This window comes from Streptomyces sp. NPDC046203 (assembly GCF_040646255.1).
In the GTDB taxonomy this organism is placed as follows: Bacteria; Actinomycetota; Actinomycetes; order Streptomycetales; family Streptomycetaceae; genus Streptomyces.
Genome location: NZ_JBEYZX010000011.1, coordinates 23,802 through 46,286, shown reverse-complemented (window position 1 = coordinate 46,286; position 22,485 = coordinate 23,802). Strand labels below are relative to the sequence as shown.

At 72.0% G+C, this 22,485-nt stretch carries 17 protein-coding genes; 8 read left to right on the top strand and 9 right to left on the bottom strand.

What is annotated here, in order from left to right:
• Positions 1–439: 439 nt before the first annotated feature.
• A complete protein-coding gene (locus tag ABZ990_RS12050) occupies positions 440–4,117 on the bottom strand; it encodes a S8 family serine peptidase (RefSeq protein ID WP_361229264.1) in 3,678 nt (1,225 codons plus the stop codon).
• Positions 4,118–4,384: 267 nt separating this feature from the next.
• On the opposite strand from ABZ990_RS12050, the gene ABZ990_RS12045 reads away from it, so the two are divergent.
• The 3 genes from ABZ990_RS12045 to ABZ990_RS12035 all read left to right on the top strand — a co-directional run bounded on the left by ABZ990_RS12045 (position 4,385) and on the right by ABZ990_RS12035 (position 7,293).
• Positions 4,385–5,308, top strand: coding sequence for an ABC transporter ATP-binding protein (locus ABZ990_RS12045; RefSeq protein WP_361229261.1), 924 nt, complete (start codon positions 4,385–4,387; stop codon positions 5,306–5,308).
• A complete protein-coding gene (locus ABZ990_RS12040) occupies positions 5,305–6,072 on the top strand; it encodes an ABC transporter permease (protein WP_361229258.1) in 768 nt (255 codons plus the stop codon). The genes ABZ990_RS12045 and ABZ990_RS12040 overlap by 4 nt, the downstream gene beginning before the upstream one ends.
• A 264-nt stretch (positions 6,073–6,336) precedes the next feature.
• A complete protein-coding gene (locus ABZ990_RS12035) occupies positions 6,337–7,293 on the top strand; it encodes a COX15/CtaA family protein (protein WP_361229255.1) in 957 nt (318 codons plus the stop codon).
• 95 nt (positions 7,294–7,388) lie between these two features.
• Here the strand turns inward: ABZ990_RS12035 and ABZ990_RS12030 are convergent, their stop codons facing one another.
• From ABZ990_RS12030 to ABZ990_RS12020, 3 genes are all read right to left on the bottom strand, one after another.
• The gene (locus ABZ990_RS12030; protein ID WP_361229252.1) at positions 7,389–8,936 is read right to left on the bottom strand and encodes an Ig-like domain repeat protein; all 1,548 of its coding nucleotides are present in this window, start codon (positions 8,934–8,936) and stop codon (positions 7,389–7,391) included.
• A gap of 214 nt (positions 8,937–9,150) precedes the next feature.
• The gene (locus ABZ990_RS12025; RefSeq protein WP_361229249.1) at positions 9,151–9,471 is read right to left on the bottom strand and encodes a hypothetical protein; all 321 of its coding nucleotides are present in this window, start codon (positions 9,469–9,471) and stop codon (positions 9,151–9,153) included.
• A 97-nt stretch (positions 9,472–9,568) separates the two neighbouring features.
• Positions 9,569–10,516, bottom strand: coding sequence for a heme o synthase (locus tag ABZ990_RS12020; RefSeq protein WP_361229246.1), 948 nt, complete (start codon positions 10,514–10,516; stop codon positions 9,569–9,571).
• Positions 10,517–10,914: 398 nt separating this feature from the next.
• Between ABZ990_RS12020 and tkt the strand changes: the two genes are divergently transcribed.
• From tkt to pgl, 5 genes are read left to right on the top strand one after another with little or no spacing between them, the layout of a single operon-like run.
• Positions 10,915–13,002 carry a transketolase gene (gene tkt / locus ABZ990_RS12015; protein ID WP_361229243.1) on the top strand — a complete coding sequence of 696 codons (2,088 nt, stop codon included), beginning with the start codon at positions 10,915–10,917 and terminating at the stop codon, positions 13,000–13,002.
• 45 nt (positions 13,003–13,047) lie between these two features.
• Positions 13,048–14,166: a transaldolase gene (gene tal / locus ABZ990_RS12010; RefSeq protein WP_361229240.1), complete on the top strand. Its 1,119-nt coding sequence runs from the start codon at positions 13,048–13,050 to the stop codon at positions 14,164–14,166.
• Between the two features lie 5 nt (positions 14,167–14,171).
• The gene (gene zwf / locus ABZ990_RS12005; RefSeq protein ID WP_361229237.1) at positions 14,172–15,704 is read left to right on the top strand and encodes a glucose-6-phosphate dehydrogenase; all 1,533 of its coding nucleotides are present in this window, start codon (positions 14,172–14,174) and stop codon (positions 15,702–15,704) included.
• The gene (opcA, locus tag ABZ990_RS12000; RefSeq protein WP_361229234.1) at positions 15,701–16,843 is read left to right on the top strand and encodes a glucose-6-phosphate dehydrogenase assembly protein OpcA; all 1,143 of its coding nucleotides are present in this window, start codon (positions 15,701–15,703) and stop codon (positions 16,841–16,843) included. The genes zwf and opcA overlap by 4 nt, the downstream gene beginning before the upstream one ends.
• Positions 16,840–17,622 carry a 6-phosphogluconolactonase gene (pgl, locus tag ABZ990_RS11995; RefSeq protein ID WP_361229231.1) on the top strand — a complete coding sequence of 261 codons (783 nt, stop codon included), beginning with the start codon at positions 16,840–16,842 and terminating at the stop codon, positions 17,620–17,622. The genes opcA and pgl overlap by 4 nt, the downstream gene beginning before the upstream one ends.
• 38 nt (positions 17,623–17,660) lie before the next feature.
• On the opposite strand, the gene ABZ990_RS11990 is transcribed toward pgl, so the two are convergent.
• The 5 genes from ABZ990_RS11990 to secG form a co-directional block, all read right to left on the bottom strand.
• Positions 17,661–19,328: a PH domain-containing protein gene (locus ABZ990_RS11990; RefSeq protein ID WP_361229228.1), complete on the bottom strand. Its 1,668-nt coding sequence runs from the start codon at positions 19,326–19,328 to the stop codon at positions 17,661–17,663.
• A complete protein-coding gene (locus ABZ990_RS11985) occupies positions 19,325–19,807 on the bottom strand; it encodes a PH domain-containing protein (protein WP_361229536.1) in 483 nt (160 codons plus the stop codon). The genes ABZ990_RS11990 and ABZ990_RS11985 overlap by 4 nt, the downstream gene beginning before the upstream one ends.
• Positions 19,808–19,913: 106 nt before the next feature.
• Positions 19,914–21,575 (bottom strand): glucose-6-phosphate isomerase, encoded by a 1,662-nt coding sequence (pgi, locus tag ABZ990_RS11980; protein ID WP_361229225.1) that lies wholly within the window; start codon positions 21,573–21,575, stop codon positions 19,914–19,916.
• A gap of 262 nt (positions 21,576–21,837) precedes the next feature.
• Complete coding sequence (locus tag ABZ990_RS11975) at positions 21,838–22,173, bottom strand: RNA polymerase-binding protein RbpA (RefSeq protein ID WP_003976875.1); 336 nt, start codon at positions 22,171–22,173, stop codon at positions 21,838–21,840.
• Between the two features lie 77 nt (positions 22,174–22,250).
• Positions 22,251–22,481, bottom strand: coding sequence for a preprotein translocase subunit SecG (gene secG / locus ABZ990_RS11970; RefSeq protein WP_361229222.1), 231 nt, complete (start codon positions 22,479–22,481; stop codon positions 22,251–22,253).
• Positions 22,482–22,485 lie beyond the last annotated feature (4 nt).

The window sequence follows — 22,485 nt, the reverse complement described above, 5'->3', positions numbered from 1 at the left end:
GGTCCGGCCGTCCGGCGGTGCGGTGCATCACGTAGGTAAGCCTTACCTGACCTGCGGAAACGATCACCGGAGGGCTCTTTCACCACCCCTCTGACCAGGCTTTACGTCCGTCTCGCGACCCCCTTCCCGACCCCCTTCGGCGAGGCCGTCGCGAGCCCCTGGGAGGCCGCCGAGCGGAGGAAGGCCCGCGCGTCGCGGACCGCCGCGCCCCCGGATTCATCCATCGCCGGGAAGCCCGGGAATCCGGGAAACCCGAGCCCGGGCATATGCCAGAACGGGGGGCGTCAGGCCCGGGCATATGCCGAGACGACGCCGGGCCCGCCCCCGAAGGGACGGGCCCGGCGCTTCCCGCTGGTGTTCCCACTCTGTCAGGTCGCGTGCGGGATCCGTGTCCGTCCCGCGCCCACGGCGGCCGTGACCGTGGCCGTGGCCGTGTCCGTCAGCCGAGGTCCGGCCGGTGGCTCACCCGGACGGAGTTGACCAGGGTCTTGCCCTTGATGCCCACGAGGCGCAGGTTCAGCTGGCCGTCGGTGACCTCGACCGTGAAGGTCCGGTCGTGGGCGGCGAAGGTGCCCGCCGTCAGCGCGACGTCGAGGTTGGAGATCTTCTCCGTGTCCTCGGCCATCACGTCCATCACCCGGTCCGCCGGCTTGGTGTTGCCCAGCTCCGCGAAGCCGAGGTCGACCTGGTAGACGCCGTTCGGCAGGGTGTCGAAGCGGTACTCGTAGGCACCCTGGCGGGCGCTGCGGTACAGCTCCGGGTCGCCGGTGCCGGAGATCGCCTTGGACGTGGAGACCTTGCCGGTGGAGCCGAGGTAGCCGTACGAGCCGGCCTTGTACTCCTGGTCGGGACGCCAGCCGTCGCCGCGGGTGTCCGTGGACGCCTCGGTCGCGCCGGCGTCGACGGCCACCTGGTAGGCGGGCACGACGACCTTGACCGGCAGCTCCGTCAGCGGTGTACGGCCGGACTCCGAGGCGATCTGGAGGGTGCCGGTGAGCACCGAGCCCGGGGTCGCGCCCTGGGTGTCGAGGGTGAGCGCCACCTTCTGGGTGCCGCCCGCCGCCAGGTCGCCCGAGGCCGGGGTGATCTTCAGCCAGGAGGCGCCGTTCTTCTCCTTGACCGTGTACGCGGTCGCGGAACCGTCGTTGCCGAGGACGAGCTCCCGGGCGCGGCTCTGGTCCGCCGGGACGATCTCGGTCACCGCCGTACGGTCGGCCTTGACCCGGCCGGTGGCGAGGACCGCGTCGGCCGTGGCGATCTCGGTGGCCTTGGCGTCCCGGGCGGCGGTGGCGCCGGTGTAGTGCGCGGCGCCGAAGGCGAGGGTGTAGGTCGCCTTGTCGCCGGTGGCCGGGACCTGGGCGAGGTAGCCGCCGTCGGCGCCGGTGGTGGCGGTGCCTACCTCGGCGCCGCCCTGGCGGACGGAGACCGTGGCGCCCTCGACGCCCCGCTTGTCGTTGCCGTCGGTGACGGTGCCGGCGACGACCGCGCTCTTGGTGGTGCGGAAGGTGATGCTCATGCCGTCGGTGACGACCGGCTCGTTGAACGAGTAGAGCAGGGCGTCGGTGCCGGTGGCGTTCTCCAGGCCGATGGTGGCGCTGGAGCCGTTCTCGTAGCTGCCCGCGCCGATGTCCTTGTAGTGGTAGGACACCTCGCCGTCCTCACCGATCACCGCGGAGAAGGTGACGCGCTGGGTGGTGTCGGCGTAGATCTGGACATCGCGCCACTCGACGGTGAACCGGCGGTGCGGGGCGGTGCCGGAGACTCCGCTGTAGATGCCCGAGTCGGCGGCCAGCTGGAGGTTGTCCCAGAACGGGTACAGCGCGCCGTTGGGCGTGGTGGTCGTCGGCAGCGTGCTGTTGGCGGACGAGGTGGAGCTGGTGCCGAAGGCGAGGACGCCCTCGGTGGTGGCGGTGGCGGTGCGGTACGTCTTGCCGTACAGCGCCACCGGGAAGGGCAGGGTCACCACGGCCGAGCCGGTGGTCTGGCTCGACATGGTGAGCTTGTCGGTGCCGGTCGGGAAGGCCGTCGAAGCGAGCCGGCAGGCCGTGCCGAAGGTGTCGGTACGGGGCGCCAGGTCGATGTTCCGGGTGGTGTCGGCGTTCAGCTTGACGCCGGTGCTGGTGCCCGCGGCGCAGCGGCTGACCGGGGTGACGGCCACGTCGTAGGCGCCGACCGGCAGGGTCAGCGCGTAGCTGCCGTCGGCCGCGGTGGTGCCGCGGACCGGGGTGCCCTGGACGGCGAGGGTGGCGCCGGCCTCGGGGCCCGCCTCGGTCGAGACCTTGCCGGTGAGCTTGGCCGACGGGGCCTGGTCGACGGCGAAGTCCTTCGTCACGGCCTGGTCCTCGACCACCGTGACGGTGCCCGTGGCGGTGACGTAGCCGAACTTGCCCACCTCGGCCGTGTAGTCGCCGACCATCAGCTTCGGCAGCGTGTAGGAGCCGTCCGCGCCGGTGACGACCGTGGTCTTCATCGGGCCGGACAGGCTCAGCCGGGCGTCGCCGAGGGCGCCGCCGCCGGAGGTGACGGTGCCGGACAGGGCGCCGAGGGCGCCGCGCGGGGTGGCGCCGACCGCGGCGTAGGCGTCGAGCCGGCCCTCGCCGAAGACGTTGTTCTTGGCCGCGGTGCCGCCGCAGGTGGTGTCGTCGACGTCGATCGCGCTCTGGTCGAGCAGCTTCTCCGTCTCGGCGATGTTGCCCCGGATCGCGGGCGACGCCGACCACATCAGGGCGACGGTGCCGGCGGTGTGCGGGGAGGCCATCGACGTACCGGAGATGGTGCTGTAGCCGCCGCCGGCCCAGGAGGACCGGACGTTGACGCCCGGAGCCGCCAGGTTGGGCTTGATCGCGCCGTTCTCTCCGGTGCCGCGCGAGGAGAAGCCGGCGATGGCGTTGTTGATGTCGAAGGCGCCCGAGGAGTACGAGTTCGTGTACGTGCCCGGGGCTCCGGAGGTGTTGCAGGCCGAGCCGTTGTTGCCGTTGGAGAAGGCCGGGAAGATGCCGGCGTCGCGCCACGCCTGCACCGTCTCGCGGTACCAGGGGTCGTAGCCGGTCATGCCCCAGGAGTTGTTGACCACGTCGGGGGCGAGGTCGGGGCGCGGGTTGGCGCCGTTCAGGTCGGTGGGGGCGATCACCCACTGGCCGGAGGCGAGCAGCGACTCCCGGGAGCAGGAGCTGGACTCGCAGCCCTTGGCGGAGACCCACTTCGCGCCGGGGGCGACGCCGACCGTGTTGCCCGCGCCGTCGTCGCCGACCATGGTGCCCATGGTGTGGGTGCCGTGGCCGTTGTTGTCGCACGGGGTGGCGTTCGCGCAGACCTTCGCCGGGTCGAACCAGTTGTAGTTGTGGTCGTACGAGCCGTCCGACTTCAGGCCCCGGTACTTGGCCTTGACCGCCGGGTGGTCGTACTGGACCCCGCTGTCGATGGACGCGACGACGACACCGTCACCGCGTACGCCCAGCTCGTTCCAGACCTTGGGGGCGTTGATCCGGTCGATGTTCCACTCGACCCCGTCCGTCTTCGGCTCGGCCTCGCCGGGCAGCGGGTCGGGGAGCGTCAGCGCGCTGTCGGAGTCGAGGGAGGCGACGTCCGAGCGGGCGGCGAGCTTCTCGGCGAGCGCCCGGGTGCCGGTCACCTCGACGGTGTTGGCGATCCAGAAGGACTTCGCGGTACCGCCCTGGCGGGCGATCTCGTCGAGCACTCCGGCCTGCGCCGTGCCGGCGTAGGCGGTCATGGTGTCGTACACCGCGCGGGCCTTGGCCTTCTTGCCCTTGGCCTTGTGGGCCCCGGACCGGTCGGCCTTGCCGGTCAGGTTCACCCAGAAGGTGACCTTGCCGTCGGCGGCCTTGGCGGTCTCGGCGCCCTTGCCGGTCTTGCCGGTCTTGCCGGTCTTGCCGGTCTTGCCGGTCTTGCCGGTCTTGGCAGCCTGGGCGGCGAACTGGCCGACCAGCTTCGCGTCGCCCTTGGCGACGAGGGCGCCGCCCGGTGCGGGGGCGGCGGCGCTCGCCTGGGCCGGGAGTGCCCCGAGCCCCAGGGGAAGGGCGGTGATCAGGGCGGTCAGGGCGGCGAGGTTCGCTCCTCGCCCTGTACCGCGGGGGACCTGTTTCCTGCGTCGAGCCACGAACTCTCCTTGGTGAAAGCGGGTTCGTACCGGACGCTCAATCCGCTGCTGTCCTGCGGTGGCGGGGTGCGGGGTGCCGGTCGTGCTGCGGGGGGTGCAGGCGCGGCCTGAGCCGGTAAAGATGATGCAGGCATGACAAGTTGGTCACAAGTAGGTCTCAGGGGTCCGCTTCCGGCCAATACCCCGCCACCCGTCCCACCGGCCCGCCCCGCCCCGGCCCGCCCCCGTGGACCGACCACCTCGGACGCGTCTCTAGACTTGACCACCATGCGAAGCGAGCCCGTCCTCCGGATCGAAAGTCTGGTGAAGCGGTACGGAGACAAGACCGCGGTCGACGGTCTCGATCTGACCGCCCACCCCGGCATCACCGCCGTCCTCGGCCCGAACGGGGCGGGCAAGACGACCACCATCGAGACCTGCGAGGGTTACCGCAGGCCGGACTCCGGAACCGTCCGGGTCCTCGGCCTCGACCCGGTCGGGGAAGCCGCCCGGCTGCGGCCCCGGATCGGTGTGATGCTCCAGTCCGGCGGCGTCTACTCCGGCGCCCGCGCCGACGAGATGCTGCGCCATGTGGCCCGGCTGCACGCGCACCCGCTCGACGTGGACGCCCTGATCGAACGCCTGGGCCTGGGCAGCTGCGGCCGCACCGGCTACCGGCGGCTGTCCGGCGGCCAGCAGCAGCGGCTCGCGCTCGCCATGGCCGTCGTAGGACGGCCGGAACTGGTCTTCCTCGACGAGCCGACCGCCGGACTCGACCCGCAGGCCCGCCGCGCGACCTGGGATCTGGTCCGCGATCTGCGGACCGACGGCGTCTCCGTCATCCTCACCACCCACCACATGGACGAGGCCGAACAGCTCGCCGACGACGTGGCCGTGGTCGACGGCGGCAAGGTCATCGCCCAGGGCTCCCCGGAGCAGCTGTGCCGAGGCGGCGCGGAGAACACCCTGCGCTTCACCGGCCGCCCCGGCCTCGACACCGGCTCGCTCCTGAAGGCCCTGCCCGACGGCAGCTCGGCCACCGAGACCACCCCCGGCGCCTATCGCGTGACCGGGGAGATCGACCCCCAGCTGCTCGCGACGGTCACGTCCTGGTGCGCCCAGAACGGCGTGATGCCGGACCGGATCTCCGTCGAGCGCCACACCCTCGAAGACGTGTTCCTCGAACTGACCGGGCGGGAGCTGCGCGGATGAGCGCCGGTACGTACACCCCGAAGCCGGGAGCGGCCCCGCTCCCGCGCATGATCGGCGCGCAGGCCGTCCTGGAGACGAAGATGCTGCTGCGCAACGGCGAGCAGCTGCTCCTCACGGTCGTCATCCCCACCCTGCTGCTCGTGCTCTTCTCCTCCGTCGACATCGTCGACACGGGCGACGGCAAGGCCGTGGACTTCCTCGCCCCCGGCATCCTCGCCCTCGCGGTGATGTCCACCGCCTTCACCGGCCAGGCCATCGCCACCGGCTTCGAACGCCGCTACGGGGTGCTCAAGCGGCTCGCGGCCTCCCCGCTGCCGCGCTGGGGCCTGATGACCGCGAAGACGCTGTCGGTGCTGGTCACCGAGATCCTCCAGGTGATCCTGCTCACCGTCATCGCCTTCGCGCTCGGCTGGTCGCCCGAGGGCAACCCGTTCGCCGTGCTCCTCCTGCTGGTGCTCGGCACGGCGGCCTTCTCCGGCATCGGCCTGCTGATGGCCGGCACCCTCAAGGCCGAGGCGACGCTGGCCGCCGCCAACCTGGTCTTCCTGCTGCTGCTCATCGGCGGCGGCGTGGTCGTGCCGCTCGACAAGTTCCCCGAGGCCGCGCAGAACGTCCTCGGACTGCTGCCCATCGCCGCCCTCTCCGGCGGCCTGCGGGACGTCCTCCAGGACGGCGCGATGATGCCGTGGGGCGACGCGCTGATCCTCGCCGTGTGGGCGGTCCTGGGGCTTGGCGCGGCGGCCAGGTTCTTCCGCTGGGAGTAGGGGCAGAGGGACTGCGGGGGCGCACCTCTCGGGGTGCGCCCCAGTGCGTTTTCCGGGGATGCCCAGGGGTCTCCGGGGCCGTCGCAGGGGCTCTCCGGGGGTTCTCCGGGCCCGCCCCAGGAGCCGCCTCAGGGGCCTCCTCGGGGCTGTCTCAGGCGCGTCCGGTTGACGCGGTACGTGGCGATGCAGTGACGTTTCGCGTCGACTCGCCCCGGAACCACCCCCTCGTGAAACCGTGCACAAGCCCCCGCCTACGATGGGCCCGTGCGAACCCCCCTTGCCTTCATCGCCCAGCGCTGGACTCCGTCTCCCCGGATCGTCCGGCGCGCCGCGCTCTCCGCCGTCGTGATGAGCGTGATCATCATCGTCACCGGCGGCGCGGTCCGGCTGACCGGCTCCGGCCTCGGCTGCGACACCTGGCCGAAGTGCACGGACGGCAGCCTGATCGTCACCGCCGAGCAGGGCTTCCACGGTGCCGTCGAGTTCGGCAACCGCATGCTGACCTATGTGCTGTCCGCCGCCGTCGGCTGGGCCATCTTCGCCACGCGCAGCGCCAAGCCCCGCCGCCGGAACCTCACCCGGCTCGCCTGGGCCCAGTTCTGGATGGTGATGAGCAACGCCGTGATCGGCGGCATCACCGTCTGGATGGGCCTCAACCCGTGGACCGTGGCCGGCCACTTCATGGCCGCCAACGCGCTGCTGACCGTCGCCACGATCACCTGGATCCGGGTCGGCGAGGGCGACGGCGCGCCGAAGCCGCGCGTGCCGCGTCCCGTACGCAAGCTGTCCTGGGCGATCGTCGTCGTCTCGGCGGTCCTGATCGCGCTCGGTACGACGGTGACCGGCGCCGGCAAGCACGCGGGCGACAGCAGCGACGTCCCGCGCATGCCGTGGGACTGGACCAACGCGGCCCATGTCCACGCCATCGCCGCCTGGCTGGTCTGCGCCCTCGCCATCGCGATGTGGCTGATCCTGCGCGTCGTCGACGCCCCGGACGACACCCGTGCCCGGGCCCGCGACCTGCTCGTCGTGCTGGCCGCGCAGGGCGTCATCGGCTACGTCCAGTACTTCACCGGCGTCCCCGAGATCCTGGTCGGCGCCCATATGCTCGGCTCCTCGCTGATGTGGGTCGCCGTCGTCCGGCTGGCCATGAGCCTGCGCGAGCGCCCGTCCGCGGAGCCGGAGCTCCCGGCGAAGGCTCCGGAGATGGCCGCGCTGTAAGAGGCCGCGAGGTCACGGGTACGAGACACATGACAAGGGGCGCTCCCTGCGGAGCGCCCCTTGTCATGTGTCGTGTGTGCCGGGTACGGGTGGGGTCAGCTGGAGGAGCCGTGGTCCCCGTAGTCCCCGTAGCCGCCGCCTTCGGCGTTCACGGTGATCGTGACCGGTGCGGAGACGGAGGCCGGGCAGGTGGCGTCGCCCGCGTAGTGGGCCGTGATCTGGTGGGTGCCCACGCCGAGGTCGGAGACGGAGATCTCGGCGCGGCCGTCGCTGCCGACGGGAGCCGAGCCGATCGGGGTGCCGCCGCTGGAGAAGGTGACCTCGCCGGTGGGAGTGCCGAGGTCACAGGTCACCTCGGCGGTCAGGGTGACCGGCCGGCCCTCGGTGACCGTGGTCGGGGAGGCGGTGAGCGTGGTGGTGCTCGACGGCTCCCCCACCACCGCCAGGCTGTACCAGCGGCCCGCGGCGATCGCGGTGGCCCGGGCGCCTTCCGGGAGGTCGGTGAAGATGGGGACCTCTCGGGGGATGGTGGAGCCGTCGCCCAGCGCACCGTAGTAGTTGGCGCCCCAGGCGAGGATCCGGCCGGTGGAGGTCAGCGCCAGGCTGTCGCTGTGTCCCGCGGCGACGGCGGTGACGGTGACGCCCGGGGGGAGAAGGACGGTGACAGGGATGTCGCTCTCCATGAGGGAGCCGTTGCCGAGCTGGCCTCCGATGTTGGAGCCCCAGGCCAGGACCCCGTGGTCGGAGGTCAGCGCCAGGCTGTGGTTGGTGCCCGCCGCGACCGCCGTGATCGTGGTGCCCGCCGGGATGAGGGTGGCGACCGGGGTGGTGCGGGTGGTCGTCGTACCGTCGCCGAGCTGACCGTTGCCGTTGTCGCCCCAGGCGAGGACACCGCCGTCGGACGTCAGCGCCAGGCTGTGGAAGCTGCCCATGGAGACGGCGCTGATGGTGGTGCCCGCGGGGATGGCGACGAGGACAGGAGTGGTGCTGTCGGCCGTCGTACCGTCGCCCAGTTGGCCGAGGTCGTTGCGGCCCCAGGCGTAGACGCGGCCGTCGGAGGTCAGCGCCGCGCTCTCACTGTTGCCCGCGGTGATGGCGGTGACGGTGACGCCGGCGGGGAGGTCGACGGCGACCGGGGTGAGGCGCTCGGTCGTCGTGCCGTCGCCCAGCTCGCCGTAGGTGTTGACGCCCCAGGCCAGGACCCGGCCGTCGGACGTCAGCGCCAGACTGTGCCCGCCGTTCGCGGCGATGGCGGTGACCGTGGTGCCCGCCGGGAGGTCGACGGCGACCGGGGTGGTGCTTCCGGTGGTGGTGCCGTCGCCGAGCTGGCCCGCGTAGCCGGCGCCCCAGGCGAGGACCCGGCCGTCGGACGTCAGCGCCAGAGCGTGGAAGTTGGCTGCGGCCACGGCGGTGACCGTGGTGCCCGCGGGGAGGTGCACCCCCACGGGGACGTCGCTGTTGGTGGTGGTGCCGTTGCCCAGCTGGCCCGAGAGGTTGAAGCCCCAGCTCAGCGCTGTGCCCGCCGGTGGGGCCGCATGGGCGGCCGGGGCGGCGAGACCGGTCAGGAACAGTGCGGCGGCCAGAGCCGCCAGCAGGGTACGCAGCGAGCGGCGACACCCCGATACATGCGATCTACGTGACACATGCGCCACGCGCGACATATACGACAGATACGGCGAATTATTCACAAAGGCTTTATATGGGTGCCTTGTGATGCCGAGCGGCGACACCCTGGGCCTCGCTCCGACATCACCCACTCGCCACCGGACGCACCCGCGCCCGCGTCCTGTGGCAGGGCGCGGGCGCGGAAGCCGACCGGACCAGCGGTGTCAGTCGGTGAAGAGGAGGGGGAACGGCTCAGCCGTTCGACGGACCGCCGACCTGGATGCCCGCCATGCGGGTCCACTCGTACGGCCCCGTGACGACCTTCGCGGCGAACTCGCCGTCGAACTCGTCGTGCAGGGTGAGCCCGGCCAGCTCGGCGGCCTGCTGGGCGATCGCGTAGTCGGGGGCCACCAGGTCGCCCCAGCCGCCATCCTCGCCGACGAGGACGATCCGGGTGCCCGCCTGGCCGATGTGGGCCAGCTGGCCCTCGGCGCCGCCGTGCTTACCGGAGAACGCCTTGATCTCGCGGGCCAGCTTGGCCGCCTTGCGCTCCGCCTGCTTCGTTTCTGCCATGCAGCAGATGCTACTCGCGGGTAGATCACGTGGCGACGGCCGGGGCACGTGGCGTGGGCCACGCGCCCCGGCCGTCGAGCCGGATGCTTCAGAGGGGTCAGCGCAGGAAGGGGTCCACCGCGACCGCCACGAACAGCAGCGAGACATAGGTGATGGACCAGTGGAACAGGCGCATCTCCTTGAGCTTCGCGCCGGTCACCTCGGACTTGGCGCGGCCCAGGAGCGCGTGCGCCTCCCACAGCCACCAGCCGCCGGTGACCAGGGCCACCGCCGTGTAGAACCAGCCGGTGTAGCCCAGCGGGGTGAGCAGCAGCGAGACGCCGACCATCACCCAGCTGTAGAGGACGATCTGCTTGGCGACGACCTTGTTGGAGGCCAGCACCGGCAGCATCGGCACGCCCGCGCGGGCGTAGTCCTCCTTCACCTTCATCGACAGCGGCCAGTAGTGCGGCGGCGTCCAGAAGAAGATGACGAGGAAGAGGATGACGGCGGCCCAGGACATCGAGTCGGTCACCGCCGACCAGCCGATGAGGACCGGCAGACAGCCGGCGATGCCGCCCCAGACGATGTTCTGGGCGGTGCGCCGCTTGAGGATCATCGTGTAGACGACCACGTAGAAGAGCAGCGCGCCGAGCGACAGCCAGGCGGACAGCCAGTTGACGAGCAGTCCGAACCAGAGCGTCGACACCACGCCGAGGGAGATGCCGAAGACCAGCGCCTCGCGCGGCGAGACCATGCCGGTGACCAGCGGACGCTGGGCCGTACGGTCCATGAGCGCGTCGATGTCGCGGTCGATGTACATGTTCAGCGCGTTGGCGCCGCCCGCGGACAGGTAGCCGCCGAAGCAGGTGGCGAGCACCAGCCAGAGGTTCGGCACGCCCTGTTCGGCGAGGAACATCACCGGAACGGTGGTGATGAGCAGAAGCTCGATGATCCGCGGCTTCGTCAGCGCCACGAATGCCTTGACGCGGGCCCCGAACGGCCGATGGCCCGCCGGGCTGGGAGTCAAGACGACCCCTGCGGGTCGGGACTCGACGGCCGTCACGCACACCCCTGACAGAGAAATCCCAGCAAGCCTCCCCGCCTGCGGGCAGGGCGAAACTTGCGCGTACCACGCCACTGTAGACGTTGCCCATACCTCGTTCTTATTCGGGGTGGGCTCGTGTCACCCCGCCTCGCCGGCGGCCCCGGGGCGACCTGCGCGAACACTCCCGGGACCGGGCGCGCGCCGGGGCTCCTCGATGCGTGAGCCGGCACGCGCGGACCCCGCCTCCGGCCCGGCCCCGGAAGGCGAAGACGGCCACCCCTTCGCCGTGTTGCCAAAGCCGCTCATTTGAGGGGCCTGGACACGAAAAGAGTGGCGATTTCCAGGGGTAGGCTCGACCACGCCGGGACACCCTCCGTCACCGGCCAACGACATGCGGAGAGGAGCCCTGACTCAGGGTGAGCACTAAGCAGACGACCACAGACCTCGAATGGACCGATCTGGACCAGCGGGCCGTGGACACCGCCCGCGTTCTCGCCGCCGACGCCGTGCAGAAGGTCGGCAACGGCCATCCCGGCACGGCGATGAGCCTCGCACCCGCCGCGTACACCCTCTTCCAGAAGGTGATGCGGCACGATCCGGCCGACCCGCAGTGGGTGGGCCGCGACCGGTTCGTCCTCTCCGCCGGGCACTCCTCGCTGACCCTGTACACCCAGCTGTACCTGGGCGGGTTCGGGCTGGAGCTCGACGACCTGAAGGCCTTCCGCACCTGGGGCTCGAAGACCCCGGGTCACCCGGAGTACGGCCACACGGCGGGCGTGGAGACGACCACCGGTCCGCTGGGCCAGGGTGTCGCCAACGCGGTGGGCATGGCCATGGCCGCCCGCTACGAGCGCGGTCTGTTCGACCCGGAGGCGGCCAAGGGCGCCTCCCCGTTCGACCACCACGTGTACGTGATCGCCGGCGACGGCTGCCTCCAGGAGGGCATCTCCGCCGAGGCGTCCTCGCTCGCGGGTCACCAGAAGCTCGGCAACCTGACCCTGCTGTGGGACGACAACCACATCTCGATCGAGGGCGACACCGAGACCGCCGTGTCCGAGGACACGATGAAGCGGTACGAGGCGTACGGCTGGCACGTCCAGCGCGTGGAGCCCAAGGCCGACGGCGATCTGGACCCGGTCGCGCTGTACGCGGCGATCCGGGCCGCCGAGGCCGAGACCGAGCGCCCGTCGTTCATCGCGATGCGCTCGATCATCGCCTGGCCCGCCCCGAACGCGCAGAACACCGAGGCCGCGCACGGCTCGGCGCTCGGCGCCGACGAGGTCGCCGCCACCAAGCGCGTCCTCGGCTTCGACCCGGAGCAGTCCTTCGAGGTCTCCGACGAGGTCGTCGGGCACACCCGCGCGCTGGGCGACCGGGGCCGCGAGGCCCGCGCCGAGTGGGAGAAGTCGCTCGCCGCGTGGCGTACGGCCAACCCGGAGCGGGCGGCCTCCTTCGACCGGATCCAGGCGAACGAGCTGCCGGCCGGCTGGGCCGAGAAGCTGCCGGTCTTCGAGCCCGGTTCGAGCGTGGCGACCCGCGCCGCCTCCGGCAAGGTGCTCCAGGCGCTCGGTTCGGTGCTCCCCGAGCTGTGGGGCGGCTCGGCCGACCTCGCCGGCTCGAACAACACCACGATCGACAAGTCGTCCTCGTTCCTCCCCGAGGGCAACCCGCTGCCCGAGGCGGACCCGTACGGCCGAACGATCCACTTCGGCATCCGCGAGCACTCCATGGCCGCGGAGATGAACGGCATCGCCCTGCACGGCAACACCCGCGTCTACGGCGGCACCTTCCTGGTGTTCTCCGACTACATGCGCAACGCCGTCCGGCTGTCCGCGCTGATGCACCTGCCGGTGACGTACGTGTGGACGCACGACTCGATCGGTCTCGGCGAGGACGGCCCGACCCACCAGCCGGTGGAGCACCTGGCCGCGCTGCGCGCGATCCCGGGTCTCGTCGTGGTCCGGCCGGCCGACGCCAACGAGACGGCCATCGCCTGGCGCGAGATCACCGAGCGCCACACCCGGGTGTACGGCAAGGGCGCCCCGCACGGTCTGGCCCTCACCCGCCAGGGCGTGCCCGTCTACGCGCCGAACGAGGACACCGTCAAGGGCGGCTACGTGCTGTTCGAGGCCGACGGCGGCACGCCGGAGGCCATCCTCATCGCGACCGGCTCCGAGGTGCACCTGGCCGTCGAGGCCCGCGAGCAGCTCCAGGCCGCCGGCGTGCCGACCCGGGTGGTCTCGATGCCGTCCGTGGAATGGTTCGAGGAGCAGGACCAGGCGTACAAGGACTCCGTCCTGCCGCCGTCGGTCAAGGCGCGGGTCGCGGTCGAGGCCGGGGTCGGCCTGACCTGGCACCGGTACGTCGGCGACGCCGGCCGGATCGTCTCCCTGGAGCACTTCGGTGCCTCGGCGGACGCCAAGGTCCTGTTCCGCGAGTTCGGATTCACGCCGGAGGCGATCGCCTCGGCCGCCCGGGAATCGATCGCCGCCGCCGCGCGCTGACGCGGATACGCGCGATTACGTACGACTAATGGAGATGCAACTCTCATGACAGACGCTCTCAAGCGCCTCTCCGACGAAGGCGTCGCGATCTGGCTGGACGATCTCTCGCGCAAGCGGATCACGTCCGGCAACCTGGCCGAGCTGATCGACCAGAGCCATGTGGTGGGCGTGACCACCAACCCGTCCATCTTCCAGAAGGCGATCTCCTCGGGCGACGGCTACGAGCGGCAGCTGGCCGATCTCGCCGCCCGCAAGGTGACCGTGGACGAGGCCATCCGCATGATCACGACGGCCGACGTCCGCGACGCCGCCGACATCCTGCGGCCGGTCTTCGACTCCACCGACGGCCAGGACGGCCGGGTCTCCATCGAGGTCGACCCGCGCCTGGCCCACGAGACGGTCGCGACCGTCGCCGAGGCCAAGCAGCTGGCCTGGCTGGTGGACCGCCCCAACACCCTCATCAAGATCCCGGCCACCAAGGCGGGTCTGCCGGCGATCACCGAGGTCATCGGCCTCGGCATCAGCGTCAACGTGACGCTGATCTTCTCCCTGGAGCGCTACCGCGCGGTCATGGACGCCTACCTGGCGGGCCTGGAGAAGGCCCGCGAGCGCGGCCTCGACCTCTCCGAGATCCACTCGGTGGCGTCGTTCTTCGTGTCCCGCGTGGACAGCGAGATCGACAAGCGCCTGGACGGCGTCGGCACCGACGAGGCCAAGGCCCTCAAGGGCAAGTCGGCGCTCGCCAACGCCCGTCTGGCCTACGAGGCCTACGAGGAGGTCTTCGGCTCCGCCCGCTGGGCCGCCCTCGACAAGGCGCACGCCAACAAGCAGCGTCCGCTGTGGGCCTCGACCGGTGTGAAGGACCCGGCGTACAAGGACACCCTGTACGTGGTGGACCTGGTCGCCCCGGGCACCGTCAACACCATGCCGGAGGGCACCCTGGAGGCCACCGCCGACCACGGCGTGGTCGCCGGCGACACCATCCGCGGCACCTACGAGGAGTCCCGCCGGGTCCTCGACGCGGTGGCCAAGCTGGGCATCTCGTACGACGATGTCGTCCAGGTCCTGGAGGACGAGGGCGTCGAGAAGTTCGAGGCCGCCTGGACCGACCTGCTCACGTCGACCGAGGCGGAGCTCACCCGCCTCGCACCCTCGGAGGCGTAGTCCCCTTGAGCGCAGTCACCGGAGCCAATCCGCTCCGTGACGCCGCAGACCGACGGCTCCCGCGTATCGCGGGGCCGTCGGGTCTGGTGATTTTCGGTGTCACGGGCGATCTGTCCCGCAAGAAGCTGATGCCCGCCGTCTACGACCTCGCCAACCGGGGTCTGCTGCCGCCGGGCTTCTCCCTCATCGGTTTCGCCCGCCGTGAGTGGCACGACGAGGACTTCGCCCAGGAGGTCCACGACGCCGTCAAGCAGCACGCGCGCACCCCGTTCCGCGAGGAGGTGTGGCAGCAGCTGAGCCAGGGCATGCGGTTCGTCCAGGGCGACTTCGACGACGACGACGCCTTCGAGCAGCTGAAGGCCACCATCGAGGACGTGGACAAGGAGCAGGGCACGGGCGGCAACTTCGCCTTCTACCTCTCCGTACCGCCGAAGTTCTTCCCCCTGGTCGTCCAGCAGCTGAAGAAGCACGGGCTCGCCGACCAGAAGAACGACTCCTGGCGCCGCGCGGTGATCGAGAAGCCCTTCGGCCACGACCTGGCGTCGGCGAAGGAACTCAACGACATCGTCCACGAGGTCTTCCCGCCCGAGGCGGTCTTCCGGATCGACCACTACCTCGGCAAGGAGACCGTCCAGAACATCCTGGCGCTCCGCTTCGCCAACACCCTCTTCGAGCCGATCTGGAACCGGTCGTACGTCGACCACGTGCAGATCACCATGGCCGAGGACATCGGCATCGGCGGCCGGGCCGGCTACTACGACGGCATCGGCGCGGCCCGTGACGTCATCCAGAACCACCTGCTCCAGCTGCTGGCGCTCACCGCGATGGAGGAGCCCGCCTCCTTCGACGCCGACGCGCTCGCCGCGGAGAAGACCAAGGTGCTCGGCGCCGTACGGCTGCCGAAGGACCTCGCCGAGTCCACGGTCCGCGGGCAGTACGCGGCGGGCTGGCAGGGCGGCGAGCGGGCCGTCGGCTACCTGGAGGAAGACGGGATCGACCCGCAGTCGAAGACCGACACCTACGCGGCGATCAAGCTGGGCATCGACAACCGCCGCTGGGCGGGCGTCCCCTTCTATCTGCGCACCGGCAAGCGGCTGGGCCGCCGGGTCACCGAGATCGCGGTGGTCTTCCAGCGCGCCCCGCACTCCCCGTTCGACCACACGGCGACCGAGGAGCTCGGCCGGAACGCCATCGTGATCCGCGTCCAGCCGGACGAGGGCGTCACGATGCGCTTCGGCTCCAAGGTGCCCGGCACCCAGATGGAGATCCGGGACGTGTCGATGGACTTCGCCTACGGCGAGTCCTTCACCGAGTCCAGCCCGGAGGCGTACGAGCGGCTCATCCTCGACGTCCTGCTCGGCGACTCCAACCTCTTCCCGCGGGTCGAGGAGGTCGAGCTGTCCTGGAAGATCCTCGACCCGATCGAGCGGTTCTGGGACCAGAACGGCACGCCCGCCCAGTACGAGTCCGGGACCTGGGGTCCGGTCGAGGCGGACGAGATGCTCGCACGAGACGGCAGGAGCTGGCGCCGGCCATGAAGACCGACCTGACGGACACCACGTCCTCCAAGATCAACAAGGCGCTGGTGCTCGGGCGGCGGGCCATAGGAACCCCGGCCGTCGGCATGGTGCTGACCCTCGTCATCGTCACCGACGAGGAGAACGCCTACGACGCGCTCAAGGCGGCCAACGAGGCGTCCCGCGAGCACCCCTCGCGGACCCTCGTCGTCATCAAGCGGGTCTCGCGCACCCCGCGGGACCGCGCCAACGCGCGGCTGGACGCCGAGGTCCGCCTCGGCGCCGACGCCAGCACCGGCGAGACGGTGGTGCTCCGGCTGTACGGCGAGGTCGTCGACCACGCCCAGTCGGTGGTGCTGCCGCTGCTCCTGCCGGACGCGCCGGTCGTCGTCTGGTGGCCGGTGAACGCGCCGGCCGACCCGGCCAACGACCCGCTGGGCGCCCTCGCCCAGCGCCGTGTCACCGACACGTACGCCGCCGAGCAGCCGATCCAGGAGCTGACCGCGCGCGCCGACGCGTACACCCCGGGCGACACGGACCTGTCGTGGTCCCGGATCACCCCGTGGCGTTCGATGCTGGCCGCCGCGCTCGACCAGGTGCGGTGCGAGGTCACCTCGGCGGCGGTCGAGGGCGAGGAGTTCAACCCGAGCGTCGAGCTGCTCGCCATGTGGCTGGCGGACCGGCTCCAGGTTCCGGTGCGGCGCGCCGCGTCGACGGGCCCGGGGCTGACCTCCGTACGCCTGGAGACCGACGCCGGTCCGATCGTGCTCGACCGCCCGGACGGCTCCCTGGCGACGCTGTCCATCCAGGGCCAGCCGGACCGCGCGGTGGCGCTCAAGCGGCGCGAGACGGCCGAGCTGATCGCGGAGGAGCTGCGCCGGCTGGACCCGGACGACACCTACGCGTCGGCGCTGAAGTACGGCCTGGAGCGGCTGGACGAGCGGGCGGCGACCACCGCGCCGGAGCCGGTCGTGGAGGCCGCCGAGGCCGCCGAGGCCGCCGAGGCCGTGGAAAGCGCCGGGGCCGTGGAGGCCACCGAGGCGGCGGAGACCGTCGAGGCCCAGGCCACCTCGGACGAGCCGGCCTCGGACGAGGAGTCCGCCGGATCGTCCCGGCGCGGCGGCCGGAAGTCCTCCTCCCGGAAGGCGGCGGCGAAGTGAGCGTGCCCCAGCTGGTCGTCCACCGCGACAAGGAACTGATGGCCGAGGCCGCCGCGGCCCGGCTGATCACCAGGATCGTGGACGCGCAGGCCGCCCGGGGCTCCGCCTCGGTGGTGCTCACCGGCGGCCGCAACGGCAACGGGCTGCTCGCGGCCCTGCGCGCGGCGCCCGCCCGCGACGCGATCGACTGGGGACGGCTCGACCTGTGGTGGGGCGACGAGCGCTTCCTGCCGGAGGGCGACCCGGAGCGCAATGTCACCCAGGCCCGCGAGGCGCTGCTCGACAGCGTCCCGCTGGACCCGGCGCGGGTGCACGCGATGCCGGCCTCGGACGGTCCGTACGGCTCCGACGTGGAGGCGGCGGCCGCGGCGTACGCGGCGCAGCTCGCCTCGGCGGTCGTCCCGGGCGACCACCACGGGGTGCCGACCTTCGACGTCCTGATGCTGGGGGTCGGCCCGGACACGCATGTGGCCTCGCTCTTCCCCGAGCTGCCGGCGGTCCGGGAGACCGAGCGGACGGTCGTCGGGGTGCACGGCGCGCCCAAGCCGCCGCCGGTCCGGATCTCGCTGACGCTTCCGGCGATCCGGGCCGCCAAGGAGGTCTGGCTGCTCGCTGCGGGCGCGGACAAGGCGAAGGCCGCGGCCATCGCGCTGTCCGGCGCGGGCGAGATCCAGGCCCCGGCGGCCGGGGCCCGCGGGCAGGCGCGCACGCTGTGGCTGCTGGACGCGGCGGCGGCCTCGGAGCTGCCGAGGGAGCTGTACCCGCAGACGTCCGCCTGACGCCTCAGGGACTGCCGACGGCACGTCTCAGGCCCGGTTCACCCCTTGGTGAGCCGGGCCTTCGCGTTGCCCGGCTCCTTGCCCGGGGCCTGGTACGGAACCGGCTCCAGGAAGGGCGTCAACAGGTCCGGTACGGCCTCGGCGGCGAAGGCCAGGCCCTGGCTCTCGCCCGCGTCGCGGACGGCGTACGCGCCCTCTCCGGCGGCCGTCGTGGCGCGCAGCGTCAGCACCCCGGCACGCCGCTGGAACCAGGTCTGCCGGATGGTCCAGCCGATGACCCCGGAGCGCTGGAGGGCGACCGTGGAGCGGCGCACGCTGCCCGAACGGGTCACCAGATAGGCGCCGCCGATGCCGTGCCCGAGGCCGCGGTAGGCGTCGCGGGCGAGCAGCAGGGCGAGCGGGGTGAACACGAGTACGGTGCCGGCGGCCACGTAGTACAGGACCGGGGTGAGCCGGGCGCCGAGGACGGCAAGCACCACCGATGGGGCGAGCACGGCGACGAGCGCCCGGCGGACCCGGCGGGTGCGGGCGGCCCGGGGGTGGGCGGCGAGCGGGATGCCGGTGGGTGTCTCGGGGACGCGCAGCACCTGGGCGGCGACCCGGTCGGCGACGGCACGGGGCACCGGAGGCAGCAGGTTCTTCAGGTCGCCGTGCTGGTCGTCGTCGTCCTGGGCGAGGCCGGTGGCGACGGCGTCGAGACGGGCGCCCCGGAAGAGCCGTATGCCGAGCGGCTCGACCAGTTCGACACCCCGCAGCCGGCGTTCCTCCAGGGAGACGGAGCGGGAGGTCAGAAGCCCGCGGCGGACCCGGAGAGTGCCGCCGGGCTCGCGTTCGAGCCGGTAGCGGGCCCACATCTCGGTCCACCGGCCGAGCGCGCCGATCACACCGACGACGGTGACCAGCAGCGCCGCCCCGAGGGCCGCCCCGTACGGGGAAATGCCCGCGAAGCGGTCCTCCAGGAAGCCGGCGGCCTCCTCCTCCCCCACCCCGACCCAGTCGCCTGTCTGGAGCAGCGTCCCGGTGGCGGCGATGCCGAGCAGCGGGGTGACGAAGGAGACCGGGGCGTAGCCGATCCAGCCCGGTTCGAGGGTGGCGAGGACCCCGTCGTGGACGGTGACGACGGCCGGGCCCTCGGGCCGGCCGAGCAGGACGCGCCGCAGCTGCTCGCCCTCGGCGCGGGTGACCAGGTCGAGTTCGAGGGTGGATTCGCCGGCGGTCTGCTCACCGGTGCCGATCCTGACCTTGACGAGGCCGAGCAGCCGCTCGACGGGGCCGGCGGTGAGATCGACGCTGCGGATCCGGTCCCGGGCCAGGGAGCGTTCGCGGACCGTGAGGAGCCCGGTGTGCAGGTCGACCCGTTCGAGTCCCACCCGGTAGCGGGTACGGCACACCCGGACCACGTCGGCGGCGACGCCGCCGACGATCAGCAGGACTCCGCCGAAAAGCAGCGCGAGGGCGAACCGGGACGGACCGCCGCCGCCGGCGTACGCGGGCAGCACGGCGCCCGCGGCCATGCCGAAGTGCATGGTGGCCCCGGCGAGCGGGGAACGGGCGGAGAGCCGCCGCCAGCCCGCGTCGCCGGAGCCGGGAGCGACGGGGCTGCCGGAGCCGGAGGTGCCGGTCGCAGGGCTGCCGGTCCCGGGGATGGCGAATCCGGGTATGCCGGACGCTGTGTCGGACGCGCCGGGGCCGGCGGGGACGCTCATGTGGCGTCCCCCGGGGTCGCCCGGGTGATCGCGGTGAGCCGTTCGGCGAGTTCGGCGGCGCGCTCGTGGTCGAGGCCCGCGATCCGCAGGGCGCCCGCCGAGGAGGCGGTGGTGACGGTGACGGTGGCCAGCCGGTACGCCCGCTCCAGCGGCCCCCGTACGGTGTCGACCGTCTGGATCCGGGACATGGGGGCGATCCGCCACTCCTGCAGGATCGCCCCGGTCCGCACGTACACGGCGGCGTCGGTGACCTCCCACCGGTGCACCCGGAACCACCAGCCGGGGAGACCCACGACGGCCGCGAGGCCCACCGCGCCCACCGCGCCGGCGGCGGCGAACAGCCAGCCGGCGGCCGGCTCGACGAGCACGCCGGCCACCACCAGGACGGCCACCGGGACGACGGTCGCGAGGAGCAGCCGCGCCCGCCACCAGCCGACGGCCCGCCCGTCGACCGTGTGGGCCGGCGGGCGCAGCCGTATCGCACCCTCCCCTGGCGTGCCCTCCCCGGAAGCGCCGGACGCGCCGGACGCGCCCGACGCCCCGGTTCCCGGGGCCGTCGCCGTGTGCTCCCCCGCCGTCACCGGGTCAGCTCCGGCCGCGCAGCGAGCGGTAGGCGGCGACGAGTCCGGCGGTGGACGGGTCCAGGTCCGCGCCGCCCTCGCCGCGGGTGAGGACCGGCTCGATCCGCTTGGCGAGGACCTTGCCGAGTTCGACGCCCCACTGGTCGAAGGAGTCGATGTTCCAGACGGCGCCCTGGACGAAGACCTTGTGCTCGTAGAGGGCGATGAGCTGGCCGAGGACGGACGGGGTGAGGGCGTCGGCCAGGATGGTGGTGGTGGGGTGGTTGCCCCGGAAGGTCTTGTGCGGGACGAGCTCCTCGGCCACGCCCTCGGCCCGTACCTCCTCGGGCGTCTTGCCGAAGCCCAGCGCCTGGGTCTGGGCGAAGAAGTTGGCCATGAGCAGGTCGTGCTGTGCGGCGAGGCCGGCCGGCAGGTCGGCGACGGGCCGGGCGAAGCCGATGAAGTCGGCCGGGATGACCTTGGTGCCCTGGTGGATCAGCTGGTAGTAGGCGTGCTGGCCGTTGGTGCCGGGGGTGCCCCAGACGACCGGGCCGGTCTGCCAGTCGACGGGCCGGCCGTCGCGGTCGACGGACTTGCCGTTGGACTCCATGTCGAGCTGCTGGAGGTACGCGGTGAACTTCGACAGGTAGTGCGAGTACGGCAGGACCGCGTGCGACTGGGCGTCGAAGAAGGCGCCGTACCAGATGCCGAGGAGGCCGAGCAGCAGCGGCGCGTTTTCCTCGGGTGGGGCGGTGCGGAAGTGCTCGTCGACCAGGTGGAAGCCGTCGAGCATCTCGCGGAACCGGTCCGGGCCGATGGCGATCATCAGGGACAGGCCGATGGCGGAATCGTACGAGTAGCGGCCGCCGACCCAGTCCCAGAACTCGAACATGTTCGTGGTGTCGATGCCGAAGTCGCGGACCTTCCCGGCATTGGTCGACAGGGCGACGAAGTGACGGGCGACGGCCTCCTGGCCGGCCCCGAGCTCGCCGAGGAGCCACTCGCGGGCGGAGGTGGCGTTGGTGATCGTCTCGATGGTGGTGAAGGTCTTCGAGGCGACGATGAAGAGGGTCTCGGCGGCGTCGAGGTCGCGGACGGCCTCGTGCAGGTCGGCGCCGTCGACGTTGGAGACGAAGCGGACCACCAGGTCGCGGCGGGTGAAGGAGCGCAGCGCCTCGAAGGCCATGGCGGGGCCGAGGTCGGAGCCGCCGATGCCGATGTTGACGATGTTCTTGATCGGCCGGCCGGTGTGGCCGGTCCACTCGCCCGCGCGGACCCGGTCCGCGAAGCCCGCCATCTTGTCGAGGACGGCGTGCACCTCGGGGACGACATTCACCCCGTCGACCTCGACGACCGCCCCGCGCGGGGCGCGCAGCGCGGTGTGCAGGACGGCGCGGTCCTCGGTGGTGTTGATCTTCTCGCCGCGGAACATCGCGTCGCGCAGCTCCGCGACGCCGGTGGCGGCGGCCAGGTCGCGCAGCAGCTCCAGGGTCTGATCGGTCACGAGGTGCTTGGAGTAGTCGAGATACAGGTCGCCGACGCGCAGCGCGTACCCCGTGCCGCGGCCGGGGTCGGTGGCGAACAGCTCGCGCAGATGGGTGTCGCCCAGCTGCTCACGGTGCTTGCCGAGGGCCGCCCACTCGGGCAGCTGGTTCAGCCTGGTGCCTGCGTTCGTCATCTCGGACATCGCCCATTTCTTCGTCTTGCCGGTTGTATGCCCCGCCCTGACAACTTAGTTGATCGTGGGCCCCGAACCCGTCCGGCGCGTGCCCCGGGCGGCGGCCCGGCCGGTCCCCGCGTGCACGACCGGCGCGGCCGGCCCGTGCGGGGCCCTGCGCGTACGGCCCCGGACACGGCGAACGGGCCCCGCCGCGAACCGTGTTCGCGGGCGAGGCCCGTCCGTCGTCTTCGTCGTACCGCGCGTCGCCGCGCGGCTGTCCTTCCGTCCCTCAGATCTCGCCGCGGAGCTTGGCGAGCGCCTCGGCGAGGATCGCCTCCCCGTCCGCGTCGCTGCGCCGCTCCCGTACATACGCGAGGTGCGTCTTGTACGGCTCCGTGCGCGGCGGGTCCGGCGGGTTGTCCCTGTCCTGACCTGCCGGAAAGCCACAGCGCGGGCAGTCCCAGGTCTCCGGGACCTGTGCGTCACTGGCGAAGCTGGGCTGGGTCTCGTGCCCGTTCGAGCACCAGAAGGAGATCCGGAGACGCGGAGCCGACTCGCCCCGCTCGGCCTCCCCCATCGGCCCCGCTCCGACCCGGCTTCCCCGGATCGCGTTGCCACTTGCCACGGTCGTAACTCCCTGCGTGATGGTGCTCGAAGATGCCCCAGTCTACGTAAGGCCCAACGCGCGTCCAGTGGTTGGAGTTACCCGTCCATCTTCACCAGCAGGCCAAGTACGACAATGCACGCGAACCACAGCAGGCCGATCACCACGGTGATCCGGTCCAGGTTGCGCTCGGCGACCGAGGAGCCGCCGACGGAGGACTGCATGCCGCCACCGAACATGTCGGAGAGGCCGCCGCCCTTGCCCTTGTGCATCAGCACGAGCAGCATCAGCAGCGCACTGAAGACGATCAGGGCGATCGAAAACCCCATAACC

Coding starts and splice junctions, on each gene's coding strand:
- ABZ990_RS12045 (WP_361229261.1), top strand. CDS start 4,385: ATGCGAAGCGAGCCCGTCCTCCGGATCGAAAGTCTGGTGAAGCGGTAC.
- ABZ990_RS12040 (WP_361229258.1), top strand. CDS start 5,305: ATGAGCGCCGGTACGTACACCCCGAAGCCGGGAGCGGCCCCGCTCCCG.
- ABZ990_RS12025 (WP_361229249.1), bottom strand. CDS start 9,471: ATGGCAGAAACGAAGCAGGCGGAGCGCAAGGCGGCCAAGCTGGCCCGC.
- tal (WP_361229240.1), top strand. CDS start 13,048: ATGACAGACGCTCTCAAGCGCCTCTCCGACGAAGGCGTCGCGATCTGG.
- opcA (WP_361229234.1), top strand. CDS start 15,701: ATGAAGACCGACCTGACGGACACCACGTCCTCCAAGATCAACAAGGCG.
- ABZ990_RS11990 (WP_361229228.1), bottom strand. CDS start 19,328: ATGAGCGTCCCCGCCGGCCCCGGCGCGTCCGACACAGCGTCCGGCATA.
- pgi (WP_361229225.1), bottom strand. CDS start 21,575: ATGTCCGAGATGACGAACGCAGGCACCAGGCTGAACCAGCTGCCCGAG.
- secG (WP_361229222.1), bottom strand. CDS start 22,481: ATGGGGTTTTCGATCGCCCTGATCGTCTTCAGTGCGCTGCTGATGCTG.